22 protein-coding genes are annotated in these 22452 nt (G+C 71.1%); 10 read left to right on the top strand and 12 right to left on the bottom strand.

Annotated features, from left to right (window positions below; translation table 11 throughout):
• Positions 1-53: 53 nt before the first annotated feature.
• Together pgm and glgC are read right to left on the bottom strand one after the other, a co-directional pair.
• Positions 54-1691: a phosphoglucomutase (alpha-D-glucose-1,6-bisphosphate-dependent) gene (pgm, locus tag AB0J68_RS06515; protein ID WP_363936625.1), complete on the bottom strand. Its 1638-nt coding sequence runs from the start codon at positions 1689-1691 to the stop codon at positions 54-56.
• A gap of 28 nt (positions 1692-1719) precedes the next feature.
• Positions 1720-2952 (bottom strand): glucose-1-phosphate adenylyltransferase, encoded by a 1233-nt coding sequence (gene glgC, locus AB0J68_RS06520; RefSeq protein WP_354856733.1) that lies wholly within the window; start codon positions 2950-2952, stop codon positions 1720-1722.
• A gap of 72 nt (positions 2953-3024) precedes the next feature.
• Here glgC and glgA point away from each other — a divergent pair, with 72 nt between their 5' ends.
• Together glgA and AB0J68_RS06530 are read left to right on the top strand one after the other, a co-directional pair.
• A complete protein-coding gene (gene glgA / locus AB0J68_RS06525) occupies positions 3025-4230 on the top strand; it encodes a glycogen synthase (protein WP_363936627.1) in 1206 nt (401 codons plus the stop codon).
• A 13-nt stretch (positions 4231-4243) separates the two neighbouring features.
• Positions 4244-4738 (top strand): hypothetical protein, encoded by a 495-nt coding sequence (locus tag AB0J68_RS06530; RefSeq protein WP_354856727.1) that lies wholly within the window; start codon positions 4244-4246, stop codon positions 4736-4738.
• Here the strand turns inward: AB0J68_RS06530 and AB0J68_RS06535 are convergent.
• Positions 4710-5654, bottom strand: a complete 945-nt coding sequence (locus AB0J68_RS06535) for an inositol-3-phosphate synthase (protein ID WP_363936630.1) — start codon at positions 5652-5654, stop codon at positions 4710-4712. The genes AB0J68_RS06530 and AB0J68_RS06535 overlap by 29 nt on opposite strands.
• Positions 5655-5762: 108 nt before the next feature.
• Here AB0J68_RS06535 and AB0J68_RS06540 point away from each other — a divergent pair, with 108 nt between their 5' ends.
• The gene (locus tag AB0J68_RS06540) at positions 5763-7013 is read left to right on the top strand and encodes a DUF222 domain-containing protein (RefSeq protein ID WP_363936632.1); all 1251 of its coding nucleotides are present in this window, start codon (positions 5763-5765) and stop codon (positions 7011-7013) included.
• A gap of 22 nt (positions 7014-7035) precedes the next feature.
• On the opposite strand, the gene AB0J68_RS06545 is transcribed toward AB0J68_RS06540, so the two are convergent.
• Positions 7036-8214, bottom strand: coding sequence for a helix-turn-helix domain-containing protein (locus AB0J68_RS06545; RefSeq protein WP_363936634.1), 1179 nt, complete (start codon positions 8212-8214; stop codon positions 7036-7038).
• A 16-nt stretch (positions 8215-8230) separates the two neighbouring features.
• Positions 8231-8446 (bottom strand): hypothetical protein, encoded by a 216-nt coding sequence (locus AB0J68_RS06550; RefSeq protein ID WP_363936637.1) that lies wholly within the window; start codon positions 8444-8446, stop codon positions 8231-8233.
• Between the two features lie 198 nt (positions 8447-8644).
• On the opposite strand from AB0J68_RS06550, the gene AB0J68_RS06555 reads away from it, so the two are divergent.
• Complete coding sequence (locus AB0J68_RS06555; protein ID WP_354856718.1) at positions 8645-8872, top strand: winged helix-turn-helix domain-containing protein; 228 nt, start codon at positions 8645-8647, stop codon at positions 8870-8872.
• Between the two features lie 238 nt (positions 8873-9110).
• Here the strand turns inward: AB0J68_RS06555 and AB0J68_RS06560 are convergent, their stop codons facing one another.
• Together AB0J68_RS06560 and AB0J68_RS06565 are read right to left on the bottom strand one after the other, a co-directional pair.
• Positions 9111-9566 carry a type II toxin-antitoxin system VapC family toxin gene (locus AB0J68_RS06560; RefSeq protein WP_363936640.1) on the bottom strand — a complete coding sequence of 152 codons (456 nt, stop codon included), beginning with the start codon at positions 9564-9566 and terminating at the stop codon, positions 9111-9113.
• Positions 9556-9813 carry an AbrB/MazE/SpoVT family DNA-binding domain-containing protein gene (locus AB0J68_RS06565; RefSeq protein ID WP_354856713.1) on the bottom strand — a complete coding sequence of 86 codons (258 nt, stop codon included), beginning with the start codon at positions 9811-9813 and terminating at the stop codon, positions 9556-9558. The genes AB0J68_RS06560 and AB0J68_RS06565 overlap by 11 nt, the downstream gene beginning before the upstream one ends.
• A gap of 116 nt (positions 9814-9929) precedes the next feature.
• On the opposite strand from AB0J68_RS06565, the gene AB0J68_RS06570 reads away from it, so the two are divergent.
• Both AB0J68_RS06570 and glgB read left to right on the top strand, forming a co-directional pair.
• Positions 9930-12146 (top strand): maltotransferase domain-containing protein, encoded by a 2217-nt coding sequence (locus AB0J68_RS06570; protein WP_363936642.1) that lies wholly within the window; start codon positions 9930-9932, stop codon positions 12144-12146.
• On the top strand, positions 12134-14236 hold the full coding sequence (glgB, locus tag AB0J68_RS06575; protein WP_363936645.1) for a 1,4-alpha-glucan branching protein GlgB: 2103 nt from the start codon (positions 12134-12136) through the stop codon (positions 14234-14236). The genes AB0J68_RS06570 and glgB overlap by 13 nt, the downstream gene beginning before the upstream one ends.
• Positions 14237-14315: 79 nt before the next feature.
• On the opposite strand, the gene AB0J68_RS06580 is transcribed toward glgB, so the two are convergent.
• Positions 14316-14897: a hypothetical protein gene (locus AB0J68_RS06580; RefSeq protein WP_363936648.1), complete on the bottom strand. Its 582-nt coding sequence runs from the start codon at positions 14895-14897 to the stop codon at positions 14316-14318.
• Positions 14898-15130: 233 nt separating this feature from the next.
• Here AB0J68_RS06580 and AB0J68_RS06585 point away from each other — a divergent pair, with 233 nt between their 5' ends.
• Complete coding sequence (locus tag AB0J68_RS06585; RefSeq protein WP_363936650.1) at positions 15131-15607, top strand: hypothetical protein; 477 nt, start codon at positions 15131-15133, stop codon at positions 15605-15607.
• Positions 15608-15617: 10 nt separating this feature from the next.
• On the opposite strand, the gene AB0J68_RS06590 is transcribed toward AB0J68_RS06585, so the two are convergent.
• The 4 genes from AB0J68_RS06590 to AB0J68_RS06605 all read right to left on the bottom strand — a co-directional run bounded on the left by AB0J68_RS06590 (position 15618) and on the right by AB0J68_RS06605 (position 18807).
• Positions 15618-16106, bottom strand: a complete 489-nt coding sequence (locus tag AB0J68_RS06590) for a hypothetical protein (RefSeq protein WP_363936653.1) — start codon at positions 16104-16106, stop codon at positions 15618-15620.
• Positions 16103-17047 (bottom strand): hypothetical protein, encoded by a 945-nt coding sequence (locus tag AB0J68_RS06595; RefSeq protein ID WP_363936656.1) that lies wholly within the window; start codon positions 17045-17047, stop codon positions 16103-16105. The genes AB0J68_RS06590 and AB0J68_RS06595 overlap by 4 nt, the downstream gene beginning before the upstream one ends.
• 35 nt (positions 17048-17082) lie before the next feature.
• The gene (locus AB0J68_RS06600) at positions 17083-17523 is read right to left on the bottom strand and encodes a hypothetical protein (protein ID WP_363936659.1); all 441 of its coding nucleotides are present in this window, start codon (positions 17521-17523) and stop codon (positions 17083-17085) included.
• 243 nt (positions 17524-17766) lie between these two features.
• Entirely contained in the window at positions 17767-18807 is a 1041-nt protein-coding gene (locus AB0J68_RS06605; protein ID WP_363936662.1) for a phosphatase domain-containing protein, read from the bottom strand.
• A gap of 123 nt (positions 18808-18930) precedes the next feature.
• Here AB0J68_RS06605 and AB0J68_RS06610 point away from each other — a divergent pair, with 123 nt between their 5' ends.
• The 3 genes from AB0J68_RS06610 (at position 18931) to AB0J68_RS06620 (ending at position 22247) form a co-directional block, all read left to right on the top strand.
• Positions 18931-20598, top strand: coding sequence for a hypothetical protein (locus tag AB0J68_RS06610; protein ID WP_363936665.1), 1668 nt, complete (start codon positions 18931-18933; stop codon positions 20596-20598).
• A 52-nt stretch (positions 20599-20650) separates the two neighbouring features.
• Entirely contained in the window at positions 20651-21448 is a 798-nt protein-coding gene (gene yaaA / locus AB0J68_RS06615; protein ID WP_363936668.1) for a peroxide stress protein YaaA, read from the top strand.
• 106 nt (positions 21449-21554) lie between these two features.
• Positions 21555-22247 carry a hypothetical protein gene (locus AB0J68_RS06620; protein WP_363936670.1) on the top strand — a complete coding sequence of 231 codons (693 nt, stop codon included), beginning with the start codon at positions 21555-21557 and terminating at the stop codon, positions 22245-22247.
• Positions 22248-22452 lie beyond the last annotated feature (205 nt).

The following is a 22452-nucleotide window of genomic DNA, read 5'->3' on the forward strand; positions in this document are numbered from 1 at the left end:
GTCGGCGCCTTCTGGCGTCGGCCCCGCCGCGTTCGAGGTAGAAGCCCGACCGCTCAGCCGAGAACCTGCGTGACCAGGTCCTGGGCCTCCTGCTGGAGACGGCGGAGGTGCTCCGGGCCCTGGAAGGACTCGGCGTAGATCTTGTAGACGTCCTCGGTGCCGGACGGGCGGGCGGCGAACCAGCCGGACTCCGTGGTGACCTTCAGGCCGCCGATCGGTGCGCCGTTGCCGGGGGCGGTGGTCAGGGTCGCGGTGATCGGCTCACCGGCCAGCTCGGTGGCGTCGACCTGGTCCGGGGAGAGCTTGGCGAGCACGGCCTTCTGCTCCCGGGTGGCCGGGGCGTCGATCCGGGCGTACGCGGGCGCGCCGAACCGCTCGGCCAGCTCCGCCCAGTGCTCGCTCGGGCTGCGCCCGGTCGTGGCCAGGATCTCGGAGGCCAGCAGGCAGAGCAGGATGCCGTCCTTGTCGGTGGTCCAGGTGGAGCCGTCGCGGCGCAGGAACGACGCCCCGGCGCTCTCCTCACCGCCGAAGCCGACCGAACCGTCGAGCAGGCCGGGCACGAACCACTTGAAGCCGACCGGCACCTCCAGCAGCGGCCGGCCCAGGTCGGCGGCCACCCGGTCGATCATCGAGGAGGAGACCAGGGTCTTGCCCACCGCGGCGGCCGGACCCCAGTTGGCGCGGGTGCGGAACAGGTGCCCGATCGCCACCGCCAGGAAGTGGTTGGGATTCATCAGGCCGGCGTCGGGGGTGACGATGCCGTGCCGGTCGGCGTCGGCGTCGTTGCCCGTGGAGATCTGGTAGTCGGCGCGGGCGGCGATCAGGGACGCCATCGCGTTCGGCGAGGAGCAGTCCATCCGGATCTTGCCGTCCCCGTCCAGGGTCATGAACCGCCAGGTCGGATCGACCGTCGGGTTGACCACCGTCAGGTCCAGCCGGTGCCGCTCGGCGATCTCGCCCCAGTACGCCACGCTGGCCCCGCCGAGCGGGTCCGCGCCGATCCGCACCCCGGCGTCGCGGATGGCGTCGATCTCGATCGCCGCCGGCAGGTCGTCGACGTAGTGCGCGAGGAAGTCGTACTCCCCGGTGGTGTCGGCGGCCCGGGCCCGCGCGTAGGTGATCCGGCGGACGTCCTTGAGCCCGGCGGCGAGGATCGCGTTGGCGCGGTCCTGGATCCAGCGGGTGACGTCGGTGTCGGCGGGCCCGCCGTTGGTGGGGTTGTACTTGAAGCCCCCGTCGTCGGGCGGGTTGTGTGACGGGGTGATGACGATGCCGTCGGCGAGCCCGCTGGTGCGGCCCCGGTTGTGGGTGAGGATCGCGTGCGACAGCGCCGGGGTGGGGGTGTAGCCGTCGCGGCTGTCGACAAGCACGGTGACCCCGTTGGCGGCGAGCACCTCCAGCGCGTCCACGGCGGCCGGCGCGGAGAGCGCGTGCGTGTCCCGGGCCAGGAACAGCGGGCCGTCGAGGCCCTGCTCCCGCCGGTAGTCGCAGAGCGCCTGGGTGACCGCGAGGATGTGGTCGGAGTTGAACGCGTTGCGCAGGCTGGAGCCCCGGTGGCCGGAGGTGCCGAAGGACACCTGCTGCGCCGGGTCCGCGGGGTCCGGATGCTCGGCGTAGTAGGCGGTCACCAGGCGCGGCACGTCGACCAGGTCGGCGGGCTCGGCGGGCTGGCCGGCACGGGGATGGGTCACGGGGTCTACCTCCTTGATAGTGCGACGGTCACAGCTCGACCCGCTGGCCCTTGCCGATCACCACGATGCCGTTGTCGGAGACGGTGTAACGCTGCCGGTCCTTCTCCAGGTCGACGCCGATCTCGGCGCCCTCGGGGACGAACACGTTCTTGTCCAGGATGGCCCGGCGAACCACCGCGTGCCGGCCGATCTCGACACCCTCCATCAGCACCGAGCCCTCGACGTGCGCCCAGGAGTGCACCCGCACCTTCGGCGACACGATCGAGTTCTCCACCAGCGAGCCGGAGATCACCACACCCGGCGAGACCATCGAGCCGACCGCGCGGCCGACCCGCTCACCCCACTGGTGGACGAACTTCGCGGGCGGCCACGGCGGCTGCTCCGTGTAGATCGGCCACTCGAAGTTGTAGAGGTTGAAGACGGGGTGCACGTTGATCAGATCCATGTGCGCGTCGTAGAACGAGTCGAGCGTCCCGACGTCGCGCCAGTAGCCGCGGTCCCGGTCGGTGCTGCCCGGCACCTCGTTGTCACGGAAGTCGTAGACGTTCGCCTCGCCCCGCTCGACGAGCATCGGGATGATGCTGCCGCCCATGTCGTGCTTGCTGGACTTGTCCGCCGCGTCCCGCTCGACCACCTCGCACAGAGCGCGGGTGGTGAAGACGTAGTTGCCCATCGAGGCGTAGATCTCGTCGGGCGCGTCCGGCAGTCCGACCGCGTCGGTGGGCTTCTCACGGAACGCACGGATCTTCCGGCCGTCCTCGCCGACCTCGATGACACCGAACTGGTCGGCCATCGAGAGGGGCTGACGGATGCCGGCGACGGTGACCGCCGCGCCGGAGGCGATGTGGTCCTCCACCATCTGCCGCGGGTCCATCCGGTAGATGTGGTCGGCGCCGAAGACGATCACGTAGTCGGGCTGCTCGTCGTTGATGAGGTTGAAGCTCTGGTAGATGGCGTCGGCCGAGCCGGCGAACCACCACGGACCACGACGCTGCTGCGCGGGCACCGGGGTGACGTAGTTGCCGAGCAGGGTGGACATCCGCCAGGTCTTGGTGATGTGTCGGTCGAGGGAGTGGGACTTGTACTGGGTCAGCACGACGATCTTGAGATAGCCGGCGTTGGCCAGGTTGGAGAGGACGAAATCGACCATGCGGTACATCCCGCCGAACGGGACGGCCGGCTTGGCCCGGTCCGTGGTGAGTGGCATCAGGCGCTTGCCCTCCCCACCCGCCAGGACGATCGCGAGCACCTTGGCAGCCATGCCCAGACGCTATCCACCCGCGTCGCACTTGACCACTCGTACGGGGAGTCTTCTGCACTAGGGTGCGGGGTCATGACGGAACCCACCCCGCTGCGCGTCGATCTGCTCACCCGCGAGTACCCACCGGAGGTCTACGGCGGCGCGGGCGTGCACGTCGAGTACCTGGCCCGGGAGTTGCGCCACCTCACCGACGTACGCGTGCACTGCTTCGGCCTGCCGCGCACCGAACCGGGCGTCACGGCGTACGCCGATCCGCCCGGCCTGACCGGCGCGAACGCCGCGTTGCGGACGATGGGTGTGGACCTGGAGATGGCCGCCGGCACCGCCGGCAGCGACGTGGTGCACAGCCACACGTGGTACGCGAACCTGGCCGGGCACACCGCGAAGCTGCTGCACGGGGTGCCGCACGTGCTGACCGCGCACAGCCTGGAGCCGCTGCGACCGTGGAAGGCCGAGCAGCTCGGCGGCGGGTACACGCTCTCCTCCTGGATCGAGCGCACCGCGATGGAGGCCGCCGACGCGGTGATCGCGGTCAGTGCGGGAATGCGCAACGACGTGCTCGCCGCCTACCCGCAGATCGACCCGGACCGGGTCCGGGTGGTCTACAACGGCATCGACACCGTGCAGTACGCCCCGGACTCCGGCACCGACGTGCTGGAGCGGCTCGGCATCGACCCGGCGCTGCCCAGCGTGGTCTATGTGGGAAGGATCACCCGGCAGAAGGGGCTGCCCTACCTGCTGCGGGCCGCCCGGGAGCTGCCGGCCGACACCCAGCTCGTGCTGCTCGCCGGCGCACCCGACACGGCCGAGATCGCCGCCGAGGTGGAAGAGCTGGTCGCCGAGCTGCGGGCCAACCGCTCCGGCGTGGTCTGGGTGGCCGAGATGCTGCCCAAGCCCGAGGTGATCCAGGTGCTCACCCACGCGACAGTCTTCGTCTGCCCCTCGGTGTACGAGCCGATGGGCATCGTCAACCTGGAGGCGATGGCCTGCGAGACGGCTGTGGTGGCGACCGCCACCGGCGGCATCCCCGAGGTGGTGGCCGACGACGAGACCGGCCTGCTGGTGCCGATCGAGCAGGCCACCGACGGCTCCGGGACGCCGTTGCGGCCGGAGAGGTTCGTGGCCGACCTGGCGTCGGCGATCAACACGCTGCTCGCCGACCCGGCCCGCACCGAGCGGTTCGGCCTGGCCGGCCGTCGGCGCGCCGTTGAGCACTTCTCCTGGGACGCCATCGCCCGGCAGACCCTGGAGGTCTACCGCTCCGTCGGCGCGGCCTGAGGAAGCCGGCGAGATGCGGTACGACGAACTCGAAGCGGCGATCCTCCAGTTGGTCGTCGAGGCTGACGAGGCCAAGCTGCGCGTCTTCGGCCTGGAGACGGTCACCCGGCTGGTCCGGAGCGAACTGCTCGACACCGCCTCGGACGACGAACTGACCGAGGACGCGTGGGCGGCGCTAACCAGCGCCCGCGAGAACGTCCGGACGGCCGACGCGACGGAGCTCCGCGCACGGTTGACGCGGATCGACGCGGGCATCCTCGCCGACGGCGACCTGGATCAGGGGATCCTGATCGTCCTCACCGCGCTCGAACACTGGACCACCTACCTGGAGGAGGACCGGCGCGAGGAGCTGTACGAGTTGGCCATCCGCTCCGTCGAGGAGGTCGACTTCCAGGTCTCGGCCGACCTCGACGACGTCCTCGCCACCCCGGAGATGACCGCCGAGTACGAGCGGATGAAACGCCTGCTCACCCCCGGCCTCAGATCGCCGTCCCCGGCGGCGACTTGAGCAACGACGTCGCTTCGGCGCAGTAACCACCACGCCCGTTCCGGAGCGCGCTGGCGGCGATGCGGATGAGGTCGATGTTGACCCCCGCAGCGCCACTCGGATCGTGCACCTTCAGCTTCACGTCGAGGCTCACCGCTGTCTCACCCCAACCCTGCGCCTCAAGGTTGAGGTGGGCCACCTTCTGCGACGCGAGATGCGGCAGGTACCCGAGCGGGGCGACCTCGACGCTGTCAGCGCCCGACAGGGCGTTGAGCTTGGACTGCTTCTTGGTGTTGGGGCTTTCGACCAGGTTGCGGAAGTCTTCGGTGCCGCCCAGATTGACCTGGTAGGAGCTGACCAGGGTGAGGCCCCGCTCCGCCAGCAGCCGCAGCAGCGCGTTGTGCAGCACCGAGGTGCCGAACTGGCTGGCCAGGTCGTCGCCGAGCAGCGGTAGACCGGCTGCCTCGAACCTGTCGATCCAGCGTGGATCGCGCGCTACCGGGTCGGAGGTGGTGTTGATGAAGGCGACACCCGCCGTGTGAGCTGCCTCGGCGTACGCCTGGGCGGTCTCTGGCCGGCCGCTCGGCGCCGAGTAGAGCAGCACCTCCGCCCCTGCCAGCGCCGCTGCCACCCGCTGCACCTCGGTCGCGTCGACGAGGCCCTTCGTGACCTGCACACCCGCTTCGGGCAGGTCGCAGTCCAGCCGAGGGAAGTTGTTGGGCGCCAGAAAGATCGCCTCGGTCAGATCCCGGCCGATCTTCTCCGCGGAGGTGGCGAAAGCCGCCACGATGTCGATGTCCCCCACCCCGAGCCCGTCGATCACCGGCCGGCGAATGCCGACCAGGCTGCCGCTCTGGCGGTAGAGAGCAAGCCCCTGCACCAGTGCCGACGTGTTGTTGCCGACACCGACAACCGCGACCTTCACCCGTTCGATCATGGCGGGAGGCTACGTCACCTCCGCGCGTTTCGACGGGGTGGCGATCCGCTCCGACGGGACCACGAACGGTCTCCGGAAAGTGTCGTACAGGTGTTCTAGTCTCCTACTGTGATCGATGCGTTGGAGCAGGCCGAGGCCGCCGTGGCGGCCTGCTTCGACACGGCCGCCTGGGCTGCCAACGAGCGCGATCTCGTGGCGGCGCTGGATGCGACGCACCGCCTTGAGCAACGCCTGGCCGCGGTCAAGTTGACCCTCGTGCGCGAGCTGGACGGTCGAGGCACCGCGACGGCGCAGGGCGCGTCGTCAACGGCGGTGTGGCTGCGGGACCGGTTGCGGCTCGGGGTCGGTGCCGCCCGGCGGCTGGTCGAGTTGGCCGCAGCGCTCGACGCCGCCCCATCCGGGGTGCGTGACGCGTTGGTCGGCGGCGCGGTCGACGTGGAGCAGGTGCGGGTCATCGCCGAGACGGTCGAGACCGTTCACGCCACGGCCGGCGCGGAGGCTGCCGACAAGGCCGTCGGTGTCCTCGTCGAGTGGGCGAAGCAGTTCGACGCCGCCCTGTTGCGCAAGCTCGGCACCCGCATCCTCGACCACGTCGCCCCGGAGGTCGCCGACGCCGCCGTCGATGCGGCGCTGCGGGCGCAGGAGTCACGGGCCGCCCGCGACCGGCACGTCACCGTGCGCGAGCAGCCCGACGGTCGGCTGCGCCTCACCGGCGTTCTCGATGTTGAGGCTGCGGCCCTGCTGCGCTCCGCCATCGACCCGCTCACCACGCCCGGCGGCCCCGATGACACCCGCACCCCGGGCCAACGCCGCCACGACGCCCTGGCCGACGTCTGCCGACTCGCCCTGCGCACCGGCGAGCTGCCCGAGCACGGCGGTGACCCCACGCAGGTCGTCATCACCACCGGCTACGACGCGTTGGCCCGGCAGTTGGGCGCCGGAGCCCTTGACACTGGCCTTCAGCTCACCCCCGAGGCCGTGCGTCGGCTCGCCTGCGACGCCGCCATCCTCCCCGCCGTCCTCGGCGGCGTCGGCCAGGTCCTCGACGTCGGCCGGCAACGCCGCCTCATCACCGGCCCGCTGCGACGCGCCCTCGTCCTGCGCGACCGGGGTTGCGCGTTCCCCGGCTGCGACCGCCCACCCCGCTGGTGCGACGGCCACCACATCCGGCACTGGGCCGACGGCGGCGACACCAGCCTCGACAATGCGGTGCTCCTCTGCGGCCACCACCACCGACACGTCCACCGCGGTGACTGGACCGTCCACCTCGGCGGCGACGGCCACCCCGAGTTCGTTCCGCCCGCCTGGCTCGACCCCGAACAACTCCCCCGCCGCAACCACTACCACCGACGCAACTAACCAACGGCTCACCGTCAGCGCGTCAGGCGACGCCGAGAGTGGCGGCGAGCTGGGCCAGGCCGGTGGGCGCATCGGCGGATCGCCACACGACGGCGACCAGCTTCCGCACCGCCGGCCGGTCGTGCATCTCACCGTGCGCGGTGCGTTCGGCGTCGAGCAGCGCGCGGCCGGCCCGGAGCATGTCGCCACCCCGGATGTACACGCGCGCCACATCAAGCAGGTACGCGGCCCGGTGCTCGGGTGACAGCCACCGCCACCCGTCGGTGGCGAGCAGCCGCTCATGCCGGACCGTCGCCACCGCGACATCTCCGAGCGCCGCCTCGACGACCACCCGGGCTGCCTCCACCGCCGCCGACCCTAAGTCAGTACACCCAGCGGAGCCACCACCGCGGTCGACGGTGCGGGCCAGCTCTGCGGCCCGGTCGAGGGACTGATGGGCGTTGCGCGCTCCTCCCCCGCGCGCGGCGGCGAGGGCGGCCTGGACCAACAACGTCCCGCGCAGCGATGCGGTATCCGGGGAATTAGCACCGGACGCCTCGATCCCGTGCGCGGCTCGGAGTGCGACGTCCGCGGCCGAGCGCCGACGCTCCCGGGACCGCAGGGCCTGACTCAACGGCACGGTGGCGACACCGGAGAGCCGGGGATCGTTGGTGGCGAAGGCGACGGCGATCCCACGGTCGGCCGCCAGCCACGCCAGCTCTCCCTGGTCGACCTTCACCAGCGCCAGGGCGATGAGCGCGTACACCGACACCAGCAGTGTGTCGCCCGCCCCGCCGGCGCGGGCGGCCTGCGTCGCACGCGCGGCGTCGAGCAGGCTGGGTAGCAGGGCGAGTAGCGCCGGGTACCGGGCATGCCGGTAGCTCTGGTCGGCGTGGTCCAGACGGGCTCGCAGCTCCTCGGCGGAGGGCGTCTGGGTCGAGCCCGGCAGGTGGTATCGGGCCAACGCCGCCCGGATCCCGTCCACCCCGGCCGCGACGGGCTGCGGACGGGCTGAGCGGGTGGCCAGCAGGACCTCCACGTCGATGCGGAGCGTCTCGGCGATCTCCCGGAGGTTGGACACCCGCTCCAACCGGCGTACCCCACGCTCGACCTTGTCCACCCAACTCTTCGACTTGCCGAGACGGTCGGCGAACTGCTGCTGCGTCATGTTGCGCCGCACCCGCCACTGGGCCACCCGGCGACCCACCGGCAGCTCGTTCACCGCAGGCCCGTCGCGCTCACCGCACGATCCCCACCACGAACAACAGGAGTACGACCACAGCGATCACGAGTCCGTAGGTGTACTGCCGCCGGGTGAGCGGCGCCCGCGTCGGGTGCGGCGGACAGGGCACCCGGTCTCCGTCCGGCTGCGGAGGCCGGCCGCCGGCAACCGGGTACGCCGGCGGCAACGGCCCATCCGAAGAACGCTCGTCCAACTGTGCCTCCTCGAACATGGCGGAAGGGGTGGTAACGACGCAGGTCAGGGCGGAGCGACACGGGGGAACCGCCCCGCCCTGCCAGGAGGAACTCCGCTGCTGACGAGAGATCCCCTGCCCTCAACTTAGAAGGCACTGCCTTCACAGTCAACAGAGCATGCACGGTGAGTTACCCACAGTGCGAAGATCGGTGCGCTGACGAGAGGTGGCGCCACCATGCCGCAAGCACCGCTGTACGAGCAGATCATCGATGACGTTGCTGCTTCGATTCAGGCCGGCACGTTGCAGCCGGGCGACAAGCTGCCCTCCATCGCCGAGATGCGAGAGCAGTACCAGTCGAGCGCCTGGCCGGTGCGTTACGCCCTGCGGATCTTGGAGGAGCGAGGCTGGATCGTCACTCGCCAAGGCAAGGGCTCGTTCGTGGCGCCGAACCCGCCCGCCTGAGCCTGAGGACATACCCCGACTTCGTTGATCGTTGTCAGCTGAGCAGTGCGACACGCCGAGGGTGATGCTGCTGAGGTGCCACGGATCGTCGCCGCTCGCCTGAAACCACAGGCTCCTCGTGAAGATCCGCGCAACTTCGGGGAAACTGCTGCGTCGGCGCGCGTTGAGCACGGGAGCAGTTTCCCCGAAAGCGTGCGGATCTTGGCTTGCGCTCCGGGAGCGGGGCGGGGCGGGGCGGTCAGTCGACCGGCGTGATCAGCGTCAGGGTTGGGAAGTACGTGCGGTATCGCGCCCCATCACGGGTCAGCAGGTGGTACCGGCACACGGCGGCATGCGCGCCGATGTAGAAATCGGCTACCGGCGACCGCTTCGTGCCACCCAGTTTGCGGTACCGCGCGTAGGCCTTGCCGGCGAGGAAGCCGGCCAGGTACGGAAGCTCCTCGCGCAGAAAGTCCCCTGCCGGCAATGCCTCGTCCAACTCCTCGATGCGGGCGAAACGGACCGACAGCTCGGCGTACACGATGGGGTTGATCACCAGGTTGCCCGCGTCGCGGGCCTCGGCGAGGGCGGCGCCGGACCACTCCGCCCACTTGGCGTCGTCGGTCAGGATGTCCAGCAGCACATTGGTGTCGACCAGGGTCGTCACCGCGTCGGATGCACGCGACGGCACCGCGCGGAGCCGTTCACTCGCCACGCAGCAACTCCATCAACTCTTCGGTGGACATGTGCTCGGTCTCCTTGGCGCTGCCCCGACCGCGCATGTGGCGGACGAGTCGCTGACCCCGGGTGTCGGAGCCGTGTACGCGCACGATGCGCAGGGCCCCGCCCTCCTCCACCACGTCGACCTCGTCGCCCTCGTGCAGGTTGTAACGGGCTCGCAGCGCGGCCGGGATGGTCACCTGGCCCTTGCTGTTCAACCGCATGCTCTGTACCTCCGTCACGTAATACGAACGATACGTGACACCTACCGTTACGCCGTGCGTCCGATGAACCGCGCAGGGGGCTGAGCGGGGTGCTTGGCCGCGCGCGAAGGGATCTCGCACAGTAGGTTGGCGGGGTGACAGGACGGTTCCCGATCGAAGACGTCTCCCCCGTCGTCTCGTGCGGGCGGTACCCGGCGAAGGCAGTCGTCGACGAGCCGGTTCCGGTGTCGGCGCGCGCCTACCGGGAGGGGCACGACGCGCTGGGCTGCAACGTGGTGTGGGCCGGCCCGGACGGCGAGCAACGCCCGTTCACCCGGATGCGCCCCGGCGAACCGGGCCAGGACCGCTGGCACGCCACCATCGCGCCGGACGCCGTCGGCTCCTGGACCTTCGCCGTCGAGGCGTTCCAGGACCCGTACCTGACCTGGCAGAACGCGGTGACCAAGAAGATCGCCGCCGGGCAGGGTCCGGAGGACCTGGCCAACGACCTGGCCGAGGGCGCCCGGGTGCTGGCCGCCGCCCGCGAGCTGGTGCCGGCCGCCGACCGGCCCCGGGTCGCCGACGCGCTCACCGCGCTGGTCGACACCGACCTGCCGTTGCCGCAGCGGGTCGACCCGGCGCTGGCCCTGGCCGACCTGCTCTGGGAGCACCCGGTGCGGGAGCTGGTGACCGCCGGTGAGGCGTACACCCTCTGGGTTGACCGCAAGCGGGCGCTCTTCTCGGCCTGGTACGAGTTCTTCCCGCGCTCCGAAGGAGCGGCGGGTGGGCGCTCCGGCACCTTCGCCACCGCCACCGAGCGGCTGCCGGGTGTCGCGGCGATGGGCTTCGACGTGCTCTACCTGCCGCCGATCCACCCGATCGGCCGGATCAACCGCAAGGGCCGCAACAACGCGCTCACCGCCGGGCCGACCGACGTGGGCTCGCCGTGGGCGATCGGCGCCGCCGAGGGCGGCCACGACACGATCCACCCCGACCTGGGTACGCCGGCGGACTTCCGCGCCTTCATCCAGGCGGCCGCGGCGCAGGGCCTGGAGGTGGCGATGGACCTGGCGTTGCAGTGCGCGCCGGACCACCCGTGGGTCACCGAGCACCCGGAGTGGTTCACCACCCGGGCCGACGGCAGCATCGCGTACGCGGAGAACCCGCCGAAGAAGTACCAGGACATCTACCCGGTCAACTTCGACAACGACCCCGACGGCATCCGCGCCGAGGTGCTGCGCGTGGTGCTGCACTGGGTGGGCGAGGGCATCCGGATCTTCCGGGTGGACAACCCGCACACCAAGCCGTTCGACTTCTGGCACTGGCTGATCGCCGAGGTCAAGAAGGTCGACCCGGACGTGCTGTTCCTGGCCGAGGCGTTCACCCGGCCGGCCATCATGCACGGGCTCGGCAAGATCGGCTTCACGCAGTCGTACACCTATTTCACCTGGCGCACGACGGCCGCCGAGATGCGGGAGTACTGCGAGGAGCTGGTCGCGTCGGCCGACCACATGCGGCCGAACTTCTGGCCGAACACGCCGGACATCCTGCACTCCTCGTTGCAGCACGGCGGCCCGCCGATGTTCAAGATCCGGGCGGTGCTGGCCGCGCTGCTCTCCCCCTCCTGGGGCCTGTACGCGGGCTACGAGCTGTTCGAGCACGTGGCCCGCCCCGGCGCGGAGGAGTACCTGGACAACGAGAAGTACGAGCTGCGCCCCCGCGACTGGGCCGGCGCCGAGGCGCAGGGCCGCTCGCTGGCACCGTTCCTCGCCACCCTCAACCGGGTACGCCGCGACAACCCGGCCCTGCACCAGCTGCGTAACCTGCGCTTCCACGAGATCGACAACCCGGCGCTGCTGTGCTGGTCGAAACACGACCCGGACACCGGCAACACCGTCATCGTGATCTGCTCGTTCGACCCACGTGTGGTGCAGTGGGGCAACACGACGCTCGACATGCCGGAGCTCGGGTTCGACTGGCACGAGCGGTTCACCGTGTACGACGAGCTGACCGGCACCAGCTACGACTGGGGTCAGCGCAACGCGGTGCGGCTCGACCCGTACCTGCAACCGGCGCATGTGCTGACCGTCCGCCGTCCGACCCCGCCCGCCGCGCCGGCACCCGCGGGCGCCGAGCTGGCGGACCTCACCGTCGCCGACGTCCCGGACGACCTGTCCGGCGGCACCGCGCCGACGAGCCCGGCACCGACGGCCGGCGCTGGCACGACGGCGGCTGCGCGCCGGCCCGCGGCCCGCCCGTCCCCGCCCCGCTCCGCGGCCGCCCGCGCATCCGCGGCCCGCTCGGCGAAGCCCCGCCCGTCCGCCTCCGCACCGACCGACGCCGCCCCGAAGGACGACCGATGGACCAGCTGATCACCGGCGTGACGCACGACCCGCACGCGCTGCTCGGCGCGCACCCCGCCGACGGATGGACGACGATCCGCACGATGCGCCGGGGCGCGGGCGACGTGCTGCTGCTCGTCGGCGACGAGCGGCACCCGATGAAGCGGGTGCACGACCTGGGCGTCTTCGAGACCCACATCGAAGGCACCGTGCTCGACTACCGGGTGGAGGTCGACGGCACCGTCCACGACGACCCGTACCGCTACCCGCCCACGCTCGGCGAGCTGGACCTGCACCTGATCGGCGAAGGCCGGCACGAGCGGCTGTGGGACGCGCTCGGCGCCCGGGTCTTCGACGAGGGCGTGGCGTTCAGCGTCTGGGCGCCCAGCGCGCGCGGAGTGCGGGTGGTCGGCGACTTCACCGGCTGGGGTCCGGACGACGGCTGGCCGATGCGGTCGCTCGGCTCCAGCGGCGTCTGGGAGCTGTTCGTCCCCAACGCCCGGGTCGGTGCCCGCTACAAGTACCGGGTGCTCGGCGCCGACGGGAAGTGGCGGGACAAGGCCGACCCCCTGGCGGCGTACGCCGAGGTGCCGCCCGCCACCGCGTCGGTGGTGCACCACTCGACGTACCGGTGGAACGACGCGGACTGGCTGGCCCGCCGGGCCGAGCGCCAGCCGCACCAGGAGCCGATGAGCGTGTACGAGGTGCACCTCGGCTCCTGGCGGCCCGGCCTGGGCTACCGCGAGCTGGCCGATCAGCTCACCGCGTACGTCACCGAGCTGGGCTTCACGCACGTCGAGTTGCTGCCGGTGATGGAGCACCCGTTCGGCGGTTCCTGGGGCTACCAGGTGACCGGCTACTACGCGCCGACGTCCCGCTTCGGTGACCCGGACGAGTTCCGCCACCTCGTCGACTCCCTGCACGCCGCCGGCATCGGCGTGATCCTGGACTGGGTGCCCGCGCACTTCCCCAAGGACGAGTGGGCCCTGGCCCGCTTCGACGGCACCCCGCTCTACGAGCACCCCGACCCGCGGCGCGGCGAGCACCCCGACTGGGGCACGTACGTCTTCGACTTCGGCCGCAACGAGGTGCGCAACTTCCTGGTCGCCAACGCGCTCTACTGGTGCGACCAGTTCCACGTCGACGGGCTGCGGGTCGACGCGGTCGCCTCGATGCTCTACCTGGACTACTCCCGCGACGAGGGCCAGTGGGCCCCCAACCAGTACGGCGGTCGGGAGAACCTGGAGGCCATCGCGCTCATGCAGGAGGTGAACGCGACGGTCTACAAGCACCACGCCGGGGTCGTGATGATCGCCGAGGAGTCGACCGCCTGGCCGGGCGTCACCCGACCCACGGCCGACGGCGGGCTGGGCTTCGGCTTCAAGTGGAACATGGGCTGGATGCACGACACCCTGCTCTACACCTCGAAGGACCCGATCTACCGCCAGCACCACCACCACCAGCTGACGTTCTCCCTGGCGTACGCCTGGAGCGAGAACTACGTGCTGCCGATCAGCCACGACGAGGTCGTGCACGGCAAGGGCTCCCTGGCCGGCAAGATGCCCGGCGACACCTGGCAGCGGCTGGCCAACGTGCGGGCGCTGCTCGCGTACATGTGGGCGCACCCGGGCAAGCAGCTGCTGTTCATGGGCTCCGAGCTGGCCGACGACCGGGAGTGGAGCGAGGAGCGCGGCCTCGACTGGTACCTGCTGCACGACCCGGCCCGCGCCGGCGTGCAGCGGCTCGTCGGTGACCTCAACCGGGTCTACCGGGACACCCCGGCGCTGTGGGCGCAGGACACCGAGCCGGCCGGGTTCCGGTGGATCGCCGGAGACGACGTCGCCAACAACACCGTGTCCTTCGTTCGGATCGCCCCGGACGGTTCGACGCTGGTGTGCGTGGCGAACTTCTCCGCCGAGCCGCTGCACGACTACCGGATCGGCCTGCCGGCCGGCGGCACCTGGGCGGAGGTGCTCAACACCGACGCGCACCACTACGGCGGGTCCGGCGTGGGCAACCTGGGCGAGGTGCACGCCGAGGACGTGCCCTGGCACGGCATGGTCGCGTCAGCGGCCCTCCAGGTCCCCCCGCTGGGCGTCGTCTGGCTCCGCCAGAGCTGACCGCCCCCGCAGCCCCATGATCGCTTGATGCTCACCAGTTGTCAGCAAGCTCCTGGAACTGGTGAGCATCAAGTGATCGTCACGCCACATAGTTGAAGGCACACATCGACTCCTCGGAGATTTGACTCTGGGTCAACAGCTCTTCTGAGGTCGCACCCTCGTTGTACACGTACTTGACGGTCTCAGGATCGGTGCCGGCCGGATATTCCGGCACACCCTTCAACCCGAACACATCGGCGACGACATGCAACCGGTCCCCCTTGCGAACCGTAAGCTCGACCGCCGTGATCGCCGGCAGTGAACTCTGACCCGGCACTGGTACGAGGACCTGACCGAAGGGGGCGTCTTCACCGATCACGAACTCACCCTTGGCCGCTGCCTCGCTCTGCGGCTCCGCCACCTGCCAGTAGGCCGGAATGGTCGGTCTCCCGCTCCCAGTTTCCGGGGTCTTGTCGGCGGCCTGATTGTCGTACGCCTTCACACTCGCGATCCGTTCATCGGCGCAGAGTGGGGCGAAGACGTGGAAGCTGTCCCCAATTCGTGCTACTCCCAGCGCGTAGCTTGGATCACCCGGCAACAGGCATCCCGCGGTCGACGCCACCAAACCGACGGCGAGCAGCGCCCGTAGAACGAGCCGCACCGGCTGTGCAACCTTCAGCATGCATACCCTCCGCCACCACTACCCCCACTTCACGTGTCCCCGTCGCGCGTCGAAGTCCCGACGCCGAGAAGTCGGCGGCACCGAGGCGCGCTGCTCGCAACCAACAATCCCACCTCGCTGATCGGTTGTGTAGCTCCTTCGAACCAGGTACTGATGAGGTTGCCCAGCGCGAGCCTTTCCCCGTCACGCCGCTAGCAGCCAGGCCGTCGGCTGACTGCTAGCCTGACCCTCTCGTGGCACAATTCGGCAATCGGGAAACCTTCGCCCTCGACGTCGGCGAGGCCCTGTCTCCCAGCCTCCGCGTCGTCGACCTTTGGGCGGCAGGCAAGATGCTGACTGCCCGTGACAACATGGCATACGTGCCGTCACTCCGCCATTACATACGCTCTGCCTCAGCGCGGGTACGCGGGCGGGAGATTCAGCCCTGCCCCTTCCCCGAACAGTCACCCGAGGCGATATTCCGGCGTCTCGAGGCCGAACAAACCGAGTTCCGTGAGCAGTACTGGTTCCTGCGCTGGAGCGAGATCGTCGACAACGTCGAGAGCTACGCCTACCTTGACGATGACCTGGTGATCGTCTTCGCTTTCCGGGGAGCCGGCCTCTCCCCCGAAGACGTGGGCAAGGTCTTCGTTGCCCGAGTCCCTCCAGACAACTTCGCTGCGACTCTGGACCAAGCTGCCGATCTGCTGGACGGGCCGGTCGCCACATAAGGTCGGGGCGTCATGGGTAGATCGCACGAAGAACCAACAGCAAGGGGTTCGATTCCACAAGGTAGAAGTCGACCTGCATCTCCTTCCGGGTAGCAGTTGCCGGAACGATGGTCGTGTCACCAGAAATCTCACCTGAGGGAACGTCCTCGCGCTCCGAGTCGGTCCACCATGGCAACTGCGAATAGGGAAGCAGATCGTCCCGCGCCAAGCCGACCACAGGCAGGATCTGCGCGAGACACGGGGGGTCAACTCTCGCTCGGTAGACGAGGCTCCTATTGAGATTGTCCGGACTATCCCAGAAGCTGACTGCCTGCTGCGCGCATCCGGGAAGGCGGAGATCGTACGCCGCGAGGACTTCCGCGACCGTCTCGTTGGCCCTCCCGTTGGGGCCATCCGACCCGTTGCCCGTACATCCCGACAGCACGAGCACAGCCATGACTACCGCTAGTAAGGCCGCGCGGCTCACCGCGTTCCTGCTGTCAAGCGTCGTCGAGATCACCGCACCGCGATCCGGACGATCCGCGTCCCGCCCCCGACCGACTGTCCGGTCAAAACGCCGCCATCAACCCGGGACAGCTCGCCAAACCGTCCGACGACACGCAGGCGCACCGCATCGCCGCCGAAGGAGTAGAGCCAGAGCCCGTCCCGCCCGCCGACCCGGCCGCTGACCGCCAACCGCTGGCCGTCGATCGTCGCCACGCCCCGGATCACCTCGAATGGCAGATCCTGCTCGACAAGACTCTGGCGGCCGTTCGTCAGCCACAGCGTTCGCCCTTGCACGACGTAGACGCCCTCGGTCCCGACAGCGCCGACGAACAGCGGCTGGGAATCGTCGAAGCGGCACGCTCCCCGAGGCCCGGTCGCCACCTCGCTGCCGGGCTCGCTCGCGGCCTCACTCCATGTGCCGGTTGAGCGACGGAGGAGCGTGAGGCACGCCGCCCCTGACGGTTTGGCCACGAGGATCCCGCTTCCATCGTCGGCCAAAGAAACGCTGGCCACCGCATCAAAGCCACCCCAGCGCTCCATGCTCGTGTGAGCCGGATTCAGGAGGTCGACCACCATGCCCTCTCCGTGGCAGTAGGCGGCGGCAAGGATTCCGTCACCTCCGCGACCGGCGATTCGCTCCAGGGTGTAGTAGTTGGGACACTCCATCTCCCAGTCCCAGTAGCTCATCCGGTCGAGTTCGCCGTCATCGCCATGCACGCTGAACAGCGCCTGCGGCGAATCCCACCCACCACGCTCGACCATGAGGAAGACAACCTCGCCGTTTGCCAGGCCGACCGGCGCGCCGAGCAGTTCACCACCTGACGTCGGGATGAGCGGCCCTGTTGGCGTGCCGGCCAGCCGCACGTCGGCGGGTCGGATCGCGAGGTACAGGGCGGCTGCCGCCATCACCAGCAGCAGCGGCAGCCCCCAGGCGAGAACGCGACGACTATCCATTCGATTGCGTGCGGTCCGGGCCGCCTCCGGCTCGTTCAGGTGGACGCACCGCCGTCATCCGACTCGGCGGCCCTCGAACCGGGCTCGCCGAGGCCACAGGCCTCCCTGATGCGTCGTACCGTCTCGTCGCGGTAAGGGACGGCGGCGCGGGACTGCCAGACGGGCCCCACGCCGGTCGGAAGGATCGCAACGAAGGAGACGCTGTCGCCGAACCGGGAACGGATCGTCAAGCGGGCACCGGCTGCGGGTTTCACGCCTGTCACATCCTGAAGGCTTATCGACTTGGCGCGGACCCAGGACTCGCCGAAGCTCCTGAGACCCCAGACCCTGACCGGCGCGAAGAGCAACCGCCTCGTCGTGATGGTGAGCAGGACGCCGGCCATGCTGAGAGATGTCGTGCCGAACGGGATGTATCCGCGCTGGGTGAAGACGATCCGCTCGTCGGCCGCCAACCGAAGCGGCGCGTAGCGCAGCATTGTCCACCTCCACTCCCGTCCACTGCTCGGTCGGGTCGGGAGGGACGATAACGCAGTGCGGCAACCGACGGCTGCCCGCCGGAGTGGCGGGCGGATTCGGTGGTCAGCCTGAAAGCATCGCGTTGACCTGTTGATCCAGGAGCCTGCGCCGACTGGTGATGACCACTGGGACGTCTTCGTCGCGGCACTAACGGAGTATCTCGCCGCCAGGGACGGACGCGCTAGATCGGCAGTGACTGACGGTCAGACAAGGCCGGCGTCGCGGAGCAACTGCCACAGGCCGGCGCCGTCCGGGGCGGACAGCCACTTCTGCCCCACCGGCCCCGACGAGGGGCGGCCGGCCGGGGCGGGCAGGCTACCGGCCAGCACTGACTGCGTCGGGGACAGCCTGCGGATCGCCACCCCGGCGACGTTCTCCGGGTGGGCGGCGGCGAACTCCCGGTAGATCTCCTGGTCGTGCTGGCCGTCGTCGCCGACCAGCAGCCAGCGCACGTCGGGGAACTCCTCGGCCAGCCGGGCCAGGGTGGAGCGCTTGTGCTCCATGCCGCTGCGGAACCAGCGGTCGGCGGTCGGACCCCAGTCGGTGAGCAGCAGCGGCCCGGCCGGGTAGAGGTGCCGGGACAGGAACCGGGTAAGCGTCGGCGCCACGTTCCACGCGCCGGTGGACAGGTAGAAGACCGGGGCGCCGGGATGCGCGGTGACCAGTCGCTCGTAGAGCACCGCCATGCCGGGCACCGCGTTGCGGGCGTGCTCGTCGAGGACGAACGTGTTCCACGCGGCGAGCAGCGGCCGGGGCAGCGCCGTCACCATCACCGTGTCGTCGATGTCGGAGAGGATGCCGAACTTCACGTCCGGGTCGATGATGCGCACCGGCGCGTCGACCGGCTCGGCGTCCGCCACGCTGAGCCGGACGGTGCCCCACCCGGGCGGCAGGTCGGCCTCGACGAGCGTGTCGACGAAACCGCTGCGGTCGGCCTGGGCCTCGTGTCGCACTCCGCCGGCCTCGATCTGCACCGTGACGTGCTTGGCGGGCAGGGTGGCGAAGCTGCGCCAGCCCCGGACCTTGTCCAGCCGGCCCCGCTGGCGGGTGTCCGGACGACCCAGCAGCACCCGGCACATCACCCGCACCCAGCCCGGACGGCCGTAGCCGGTGTAGGCGACGATGTTCATCCGCCAGCCGGTGCGCCGCAACCGACGCTCCACGAGCTGGTGCACGGCGTCCTCGATCCGCGCGGCCCGGTGCAGGTTCGGCACGGCCAGTTGGCCGGCGGGTGTGGGTGGCACGCGCCAACCCTGCCACACGTCGACGGTCACGGCCACGCGAGCCGGTCCGGACTGGGCGGAACCACCCCGACCGGCTCGTGGTCCGTGAAACACTCCGGTCGGGACGACGACGGGGGCGTGGTCGTGTCGCATCCAGAGCAGCACCGCGGGCGGTGGCGTCCGCGACTCGACCGGCCGGCGCTCGTCGCGCTGCTGTTCGGTCTGGTCGGTGTCGGGTACCGGCTGGTCCTCACGCTGTACACCGTGCCGGTGTCGAACAGCGACGAGGCGACCTTCGGGCTGGCCGCCCTGCACATCGGGCAGGGCCGGGAACACCCAGTCTTCCTCTACGGCCAGCACTACATGGGCATGCTGGAGTCGTACCTGGCCGCGCCGCTGCTCGCCGTGGCCGGGCCGAGCTGGCCGGTGCTGCGGCTGCCGATGCTCGCCCTGTACACGGTCTTCCTCTACCTCGTGTACCGGCTCACCCGCCGGCTCTACACGCCGTGGTTCGCCGTCCTCGTCGTCGGCCTGCTGGCGCTGGGGCCGGAGCGGGTGGTGCGCGACCAGCTCACAGTGGTCGGCGGCCGGCCGGAGGTGAAGCCCGCGGTGCTGCTGATGCTGCTGATCACGGTGGGGCTGGCCGCCGGGACGGTGCGTCACCGTCGACTCGCCGTCGCCCTGTTCGGGCTGCTGGCCGGGCTGGCCGCCTGGTCGGACTGGCTGATCCTGCCGTACCTGGCGGTGGCCGCGGTGGCCCTGGTCTGGGCGGCGCGGCGGGAACTGCTCGGCTGGTCCGGGCTGCTGCTGGTGGCGGGTTTCGTGGTCGGGATCGCGCCGATGCTCGTCGACAACCTGCGCGCCGGGCCGGGTGAGGACTCGCTGACGGTGTTCCGGGAGGTCAGCACGAAGGCCGGCCCGCTGCCGCCGTGGACCGACCGGATCCGGGGCGGCCTGCTGGAGGGGGTGCCGTTGGCGCACGGGCTCTGCCCGGTCGACGGTTGCGGCCGGTGGCAGCAGTGGTTCGGCGTGTTGTACCCGGTGCTGCTGGTGGCCGCCGCGGCGCTCGCGCTCCGCGCGTACCGCCGGGCCGTCAGCATGCCGCGCGACAGGCAGGCCGCGGGGCCCGGCACGCGGGTCGCCGGCACGCCGCGTGGCGCGCGGGTCGGGCCGGTGGTGCAGCTCGCGCTTGTCGTCGGCGCGGCGTTGACCCTGCTGTCGTACGTCCGCAGCCCGCTCGCCGCGACGAGTCCCCTGGCCAACGCCCGCTACCTGTCGGTGCTGCAACTGTCGCTGCCGGCGGTGCTGTGGCCGCTCTGGGTGGCGGCCCTGGCCTGCTGGCGGGGCACGGTGGGCGTGCTCGGCCGGTTGGCCGGCGCGCTCGCCACCGCCGTGCTGGCGGCGTTGGCCGCGACGACGCTGGTGGTCACCGTGCTCTTCGCGACCACCGGCGCCGCCGCGTCGCGGACCGAGGAGCGTCAGGCCCGGGAGCTGGCCGCCGCGCTGCGCGCCGACGGGCCGCACGAGGTGTACGGGGACTACTGGACCTGCAACCGGCTGATCTTCAACACCGATGAGACGGTGGTCTGCGGGGTGCTGGACGGGGACCTGTCCCCCGGGCAGAACCGCTACCGCCCGTACTGGCGGCAGGTTGGGCGGGCCGCCCGGCCGGGTTACGTGGTGGAGATCGACTCGCCGATGGACCGGCGGCTGCGCCGGCTGCTCGCCGACCGGCCCGACGCCGCACCGGTGCGCGAGGTGGGCGGCTATCGCGTGTACCACCCCGACACCCCGGTGCGGCCCTGGCGCTAGCCGCGGGTCGTACGCTGGCCGGGCTGCCGCTTCACCCGCCCGAGGAGACCCGATGCTCATCCTGCTGCCGCCCTCGGAGGGGAAGGCCGACGCCGGCACCGGACGGCGGTGGACCCCCGACAAGCTCTCGCTGCCGGAGCTGAACCCCGCCCGCGAGCGGGTGCTCGACGCGCTCGTCGCGCTCAGCGCCGGGCCGGACGAGGAGGCGGCGCGGACGGCGCTCGGGCTCAGCGACGGCCAGCGCGGCGAGCTGCGCCGCAACGCCCGGTTGCGCGCGGCGGCCACCGCGCCGGCCGAGCGGCTCTACACCGGGGTGCTCTACGAGGCGCTGGAGCTGGCCACGCTGCCGTCGGCGGCGCTGCGGGCGGCCCGCCGGTCGATCCTGATCAGCTCCGGCCTGTGGGGTGCGGTGCGTCTCGCTGACCGGATCCCGCCGTACCGCTGCCCGATCGGCGCCCGCCTGCCGGGCGTCGGGGCGCTGTCGGCGTACTGGCGCGGGGAGCTGGCGTCGGTCCTGGCCGACGCGGCCGGTCGGGGCCCGGTGCTGGACCTGCGCTCCGGCGCGTACGCCGCCACCTGGTCGCCGCGCGGCGCGCTGGCCGAGCGGACGGTGACCGTGCGGGTGCTGCACGAGCGGGAGGTCGACGGTGTGCCGGTCCGCTCGGTCGTGAGCCACTTCAACAAGGCGACCAAGGGGCGGCTGGTGCGTGACCTGCTGGTCGCCGGGGCCCGACCGCGCACCGCCGCGGAGCTGATCGGCACGCTGCGGGAGCTGAAGCACACAGTGGTGGAGGAACCCGCCGTCCCCGGTCGGGTCCGGCAGGTGGACCTGGTGGTCACCGACCTGTAGCGGCGCGGGAGCCGCAAATTTTCCTCAAGGCTGGACGGGAGGCGTTCCGCAACGGCCGCGCAGGGGCCACGGTAGGGGAACCCAGACTCCGACAAGGGAGCCTCCGTTGGCCCGCGATCCTGCCCTGCTCGACCGGCCCCGTTCGCCGGCGACGCCACCCCCGCTGGACTGGCTGACCCTGGGCGACGCGTTCGAGGCCGCCTGCCTGCTGCGCTGCACGGCGCCGGCGACCGGCGCCCGGTCGGGCACCGCGCTGCCGTCGCACGCGCCGGGGGTCGAGTTCAACCGGGAGGACGCCGCGCAGCGGATGCGGCAGTTGCTCGCCCGCCTCGACATTCCGGTCACCCAGGAGGTGGCCGTCGGCGGTCTGCGCCGCCGCTACGAGCTGCACCGGCTCTGGGTGCCACCGGAGCACCGGGGGGCGTACGCCCGGATGGTGGATGCCGGTTGGTGGCAGGGGCGTCGGGAGCTGCTGGGCGGTCCCGTGCCGGGCGCCTCGCCGGCCCGCCGCCGGTGGATGTCCCGGCTCGCGGCGGCGGCGTGGCGCTCAGCGCTGCTGGCCGGCGGGCGGCACGTGCGGCGGCACATCCTCGGTGTGCGGCTCACCGACCGGGAGTTGGCCGCCGTGCTGATCCGCAGTGCGGCCGTGCTCGACGTGCCGGCCGTGCTCCGCCCGGGCACCGGCTGTTTCCTGGTCAGCGTGGCCGACGGGCCGGACCGGGCGCGCATCCTGCGCAGCGCGTCGATGGAGCCGGCCCGCGGCGCGGTGCCCGAGCCGGCCCGCCACCCGGTCTGCTGAGCCGAGCCCGCGCCGCACCCACGGCGGCGTCGACGGGTACGGGCTTGCGCGCGTCCGCCGGAGCGCGCACAGTGCACCGCGTGAGTCGTACCTCGTCGGGTCGGGCCGGTTCGCGCCGCGCGGGGGCGGCGGCGCTGGTGCTGGTCGCGGCCCTCACTGCCGCCGGCTGCCGGGACGACCCGGCCGAGCCGGTGGCGATCCGGAT

Source organism: Micromonospora sp. NPDC049580, from assembly GCF_040675595.1.
Lineage (GTDB): Bacteria > Actinomycetota > Actinomycetes > Mycobacteriales > Micromonosporaceae > Micromonospora.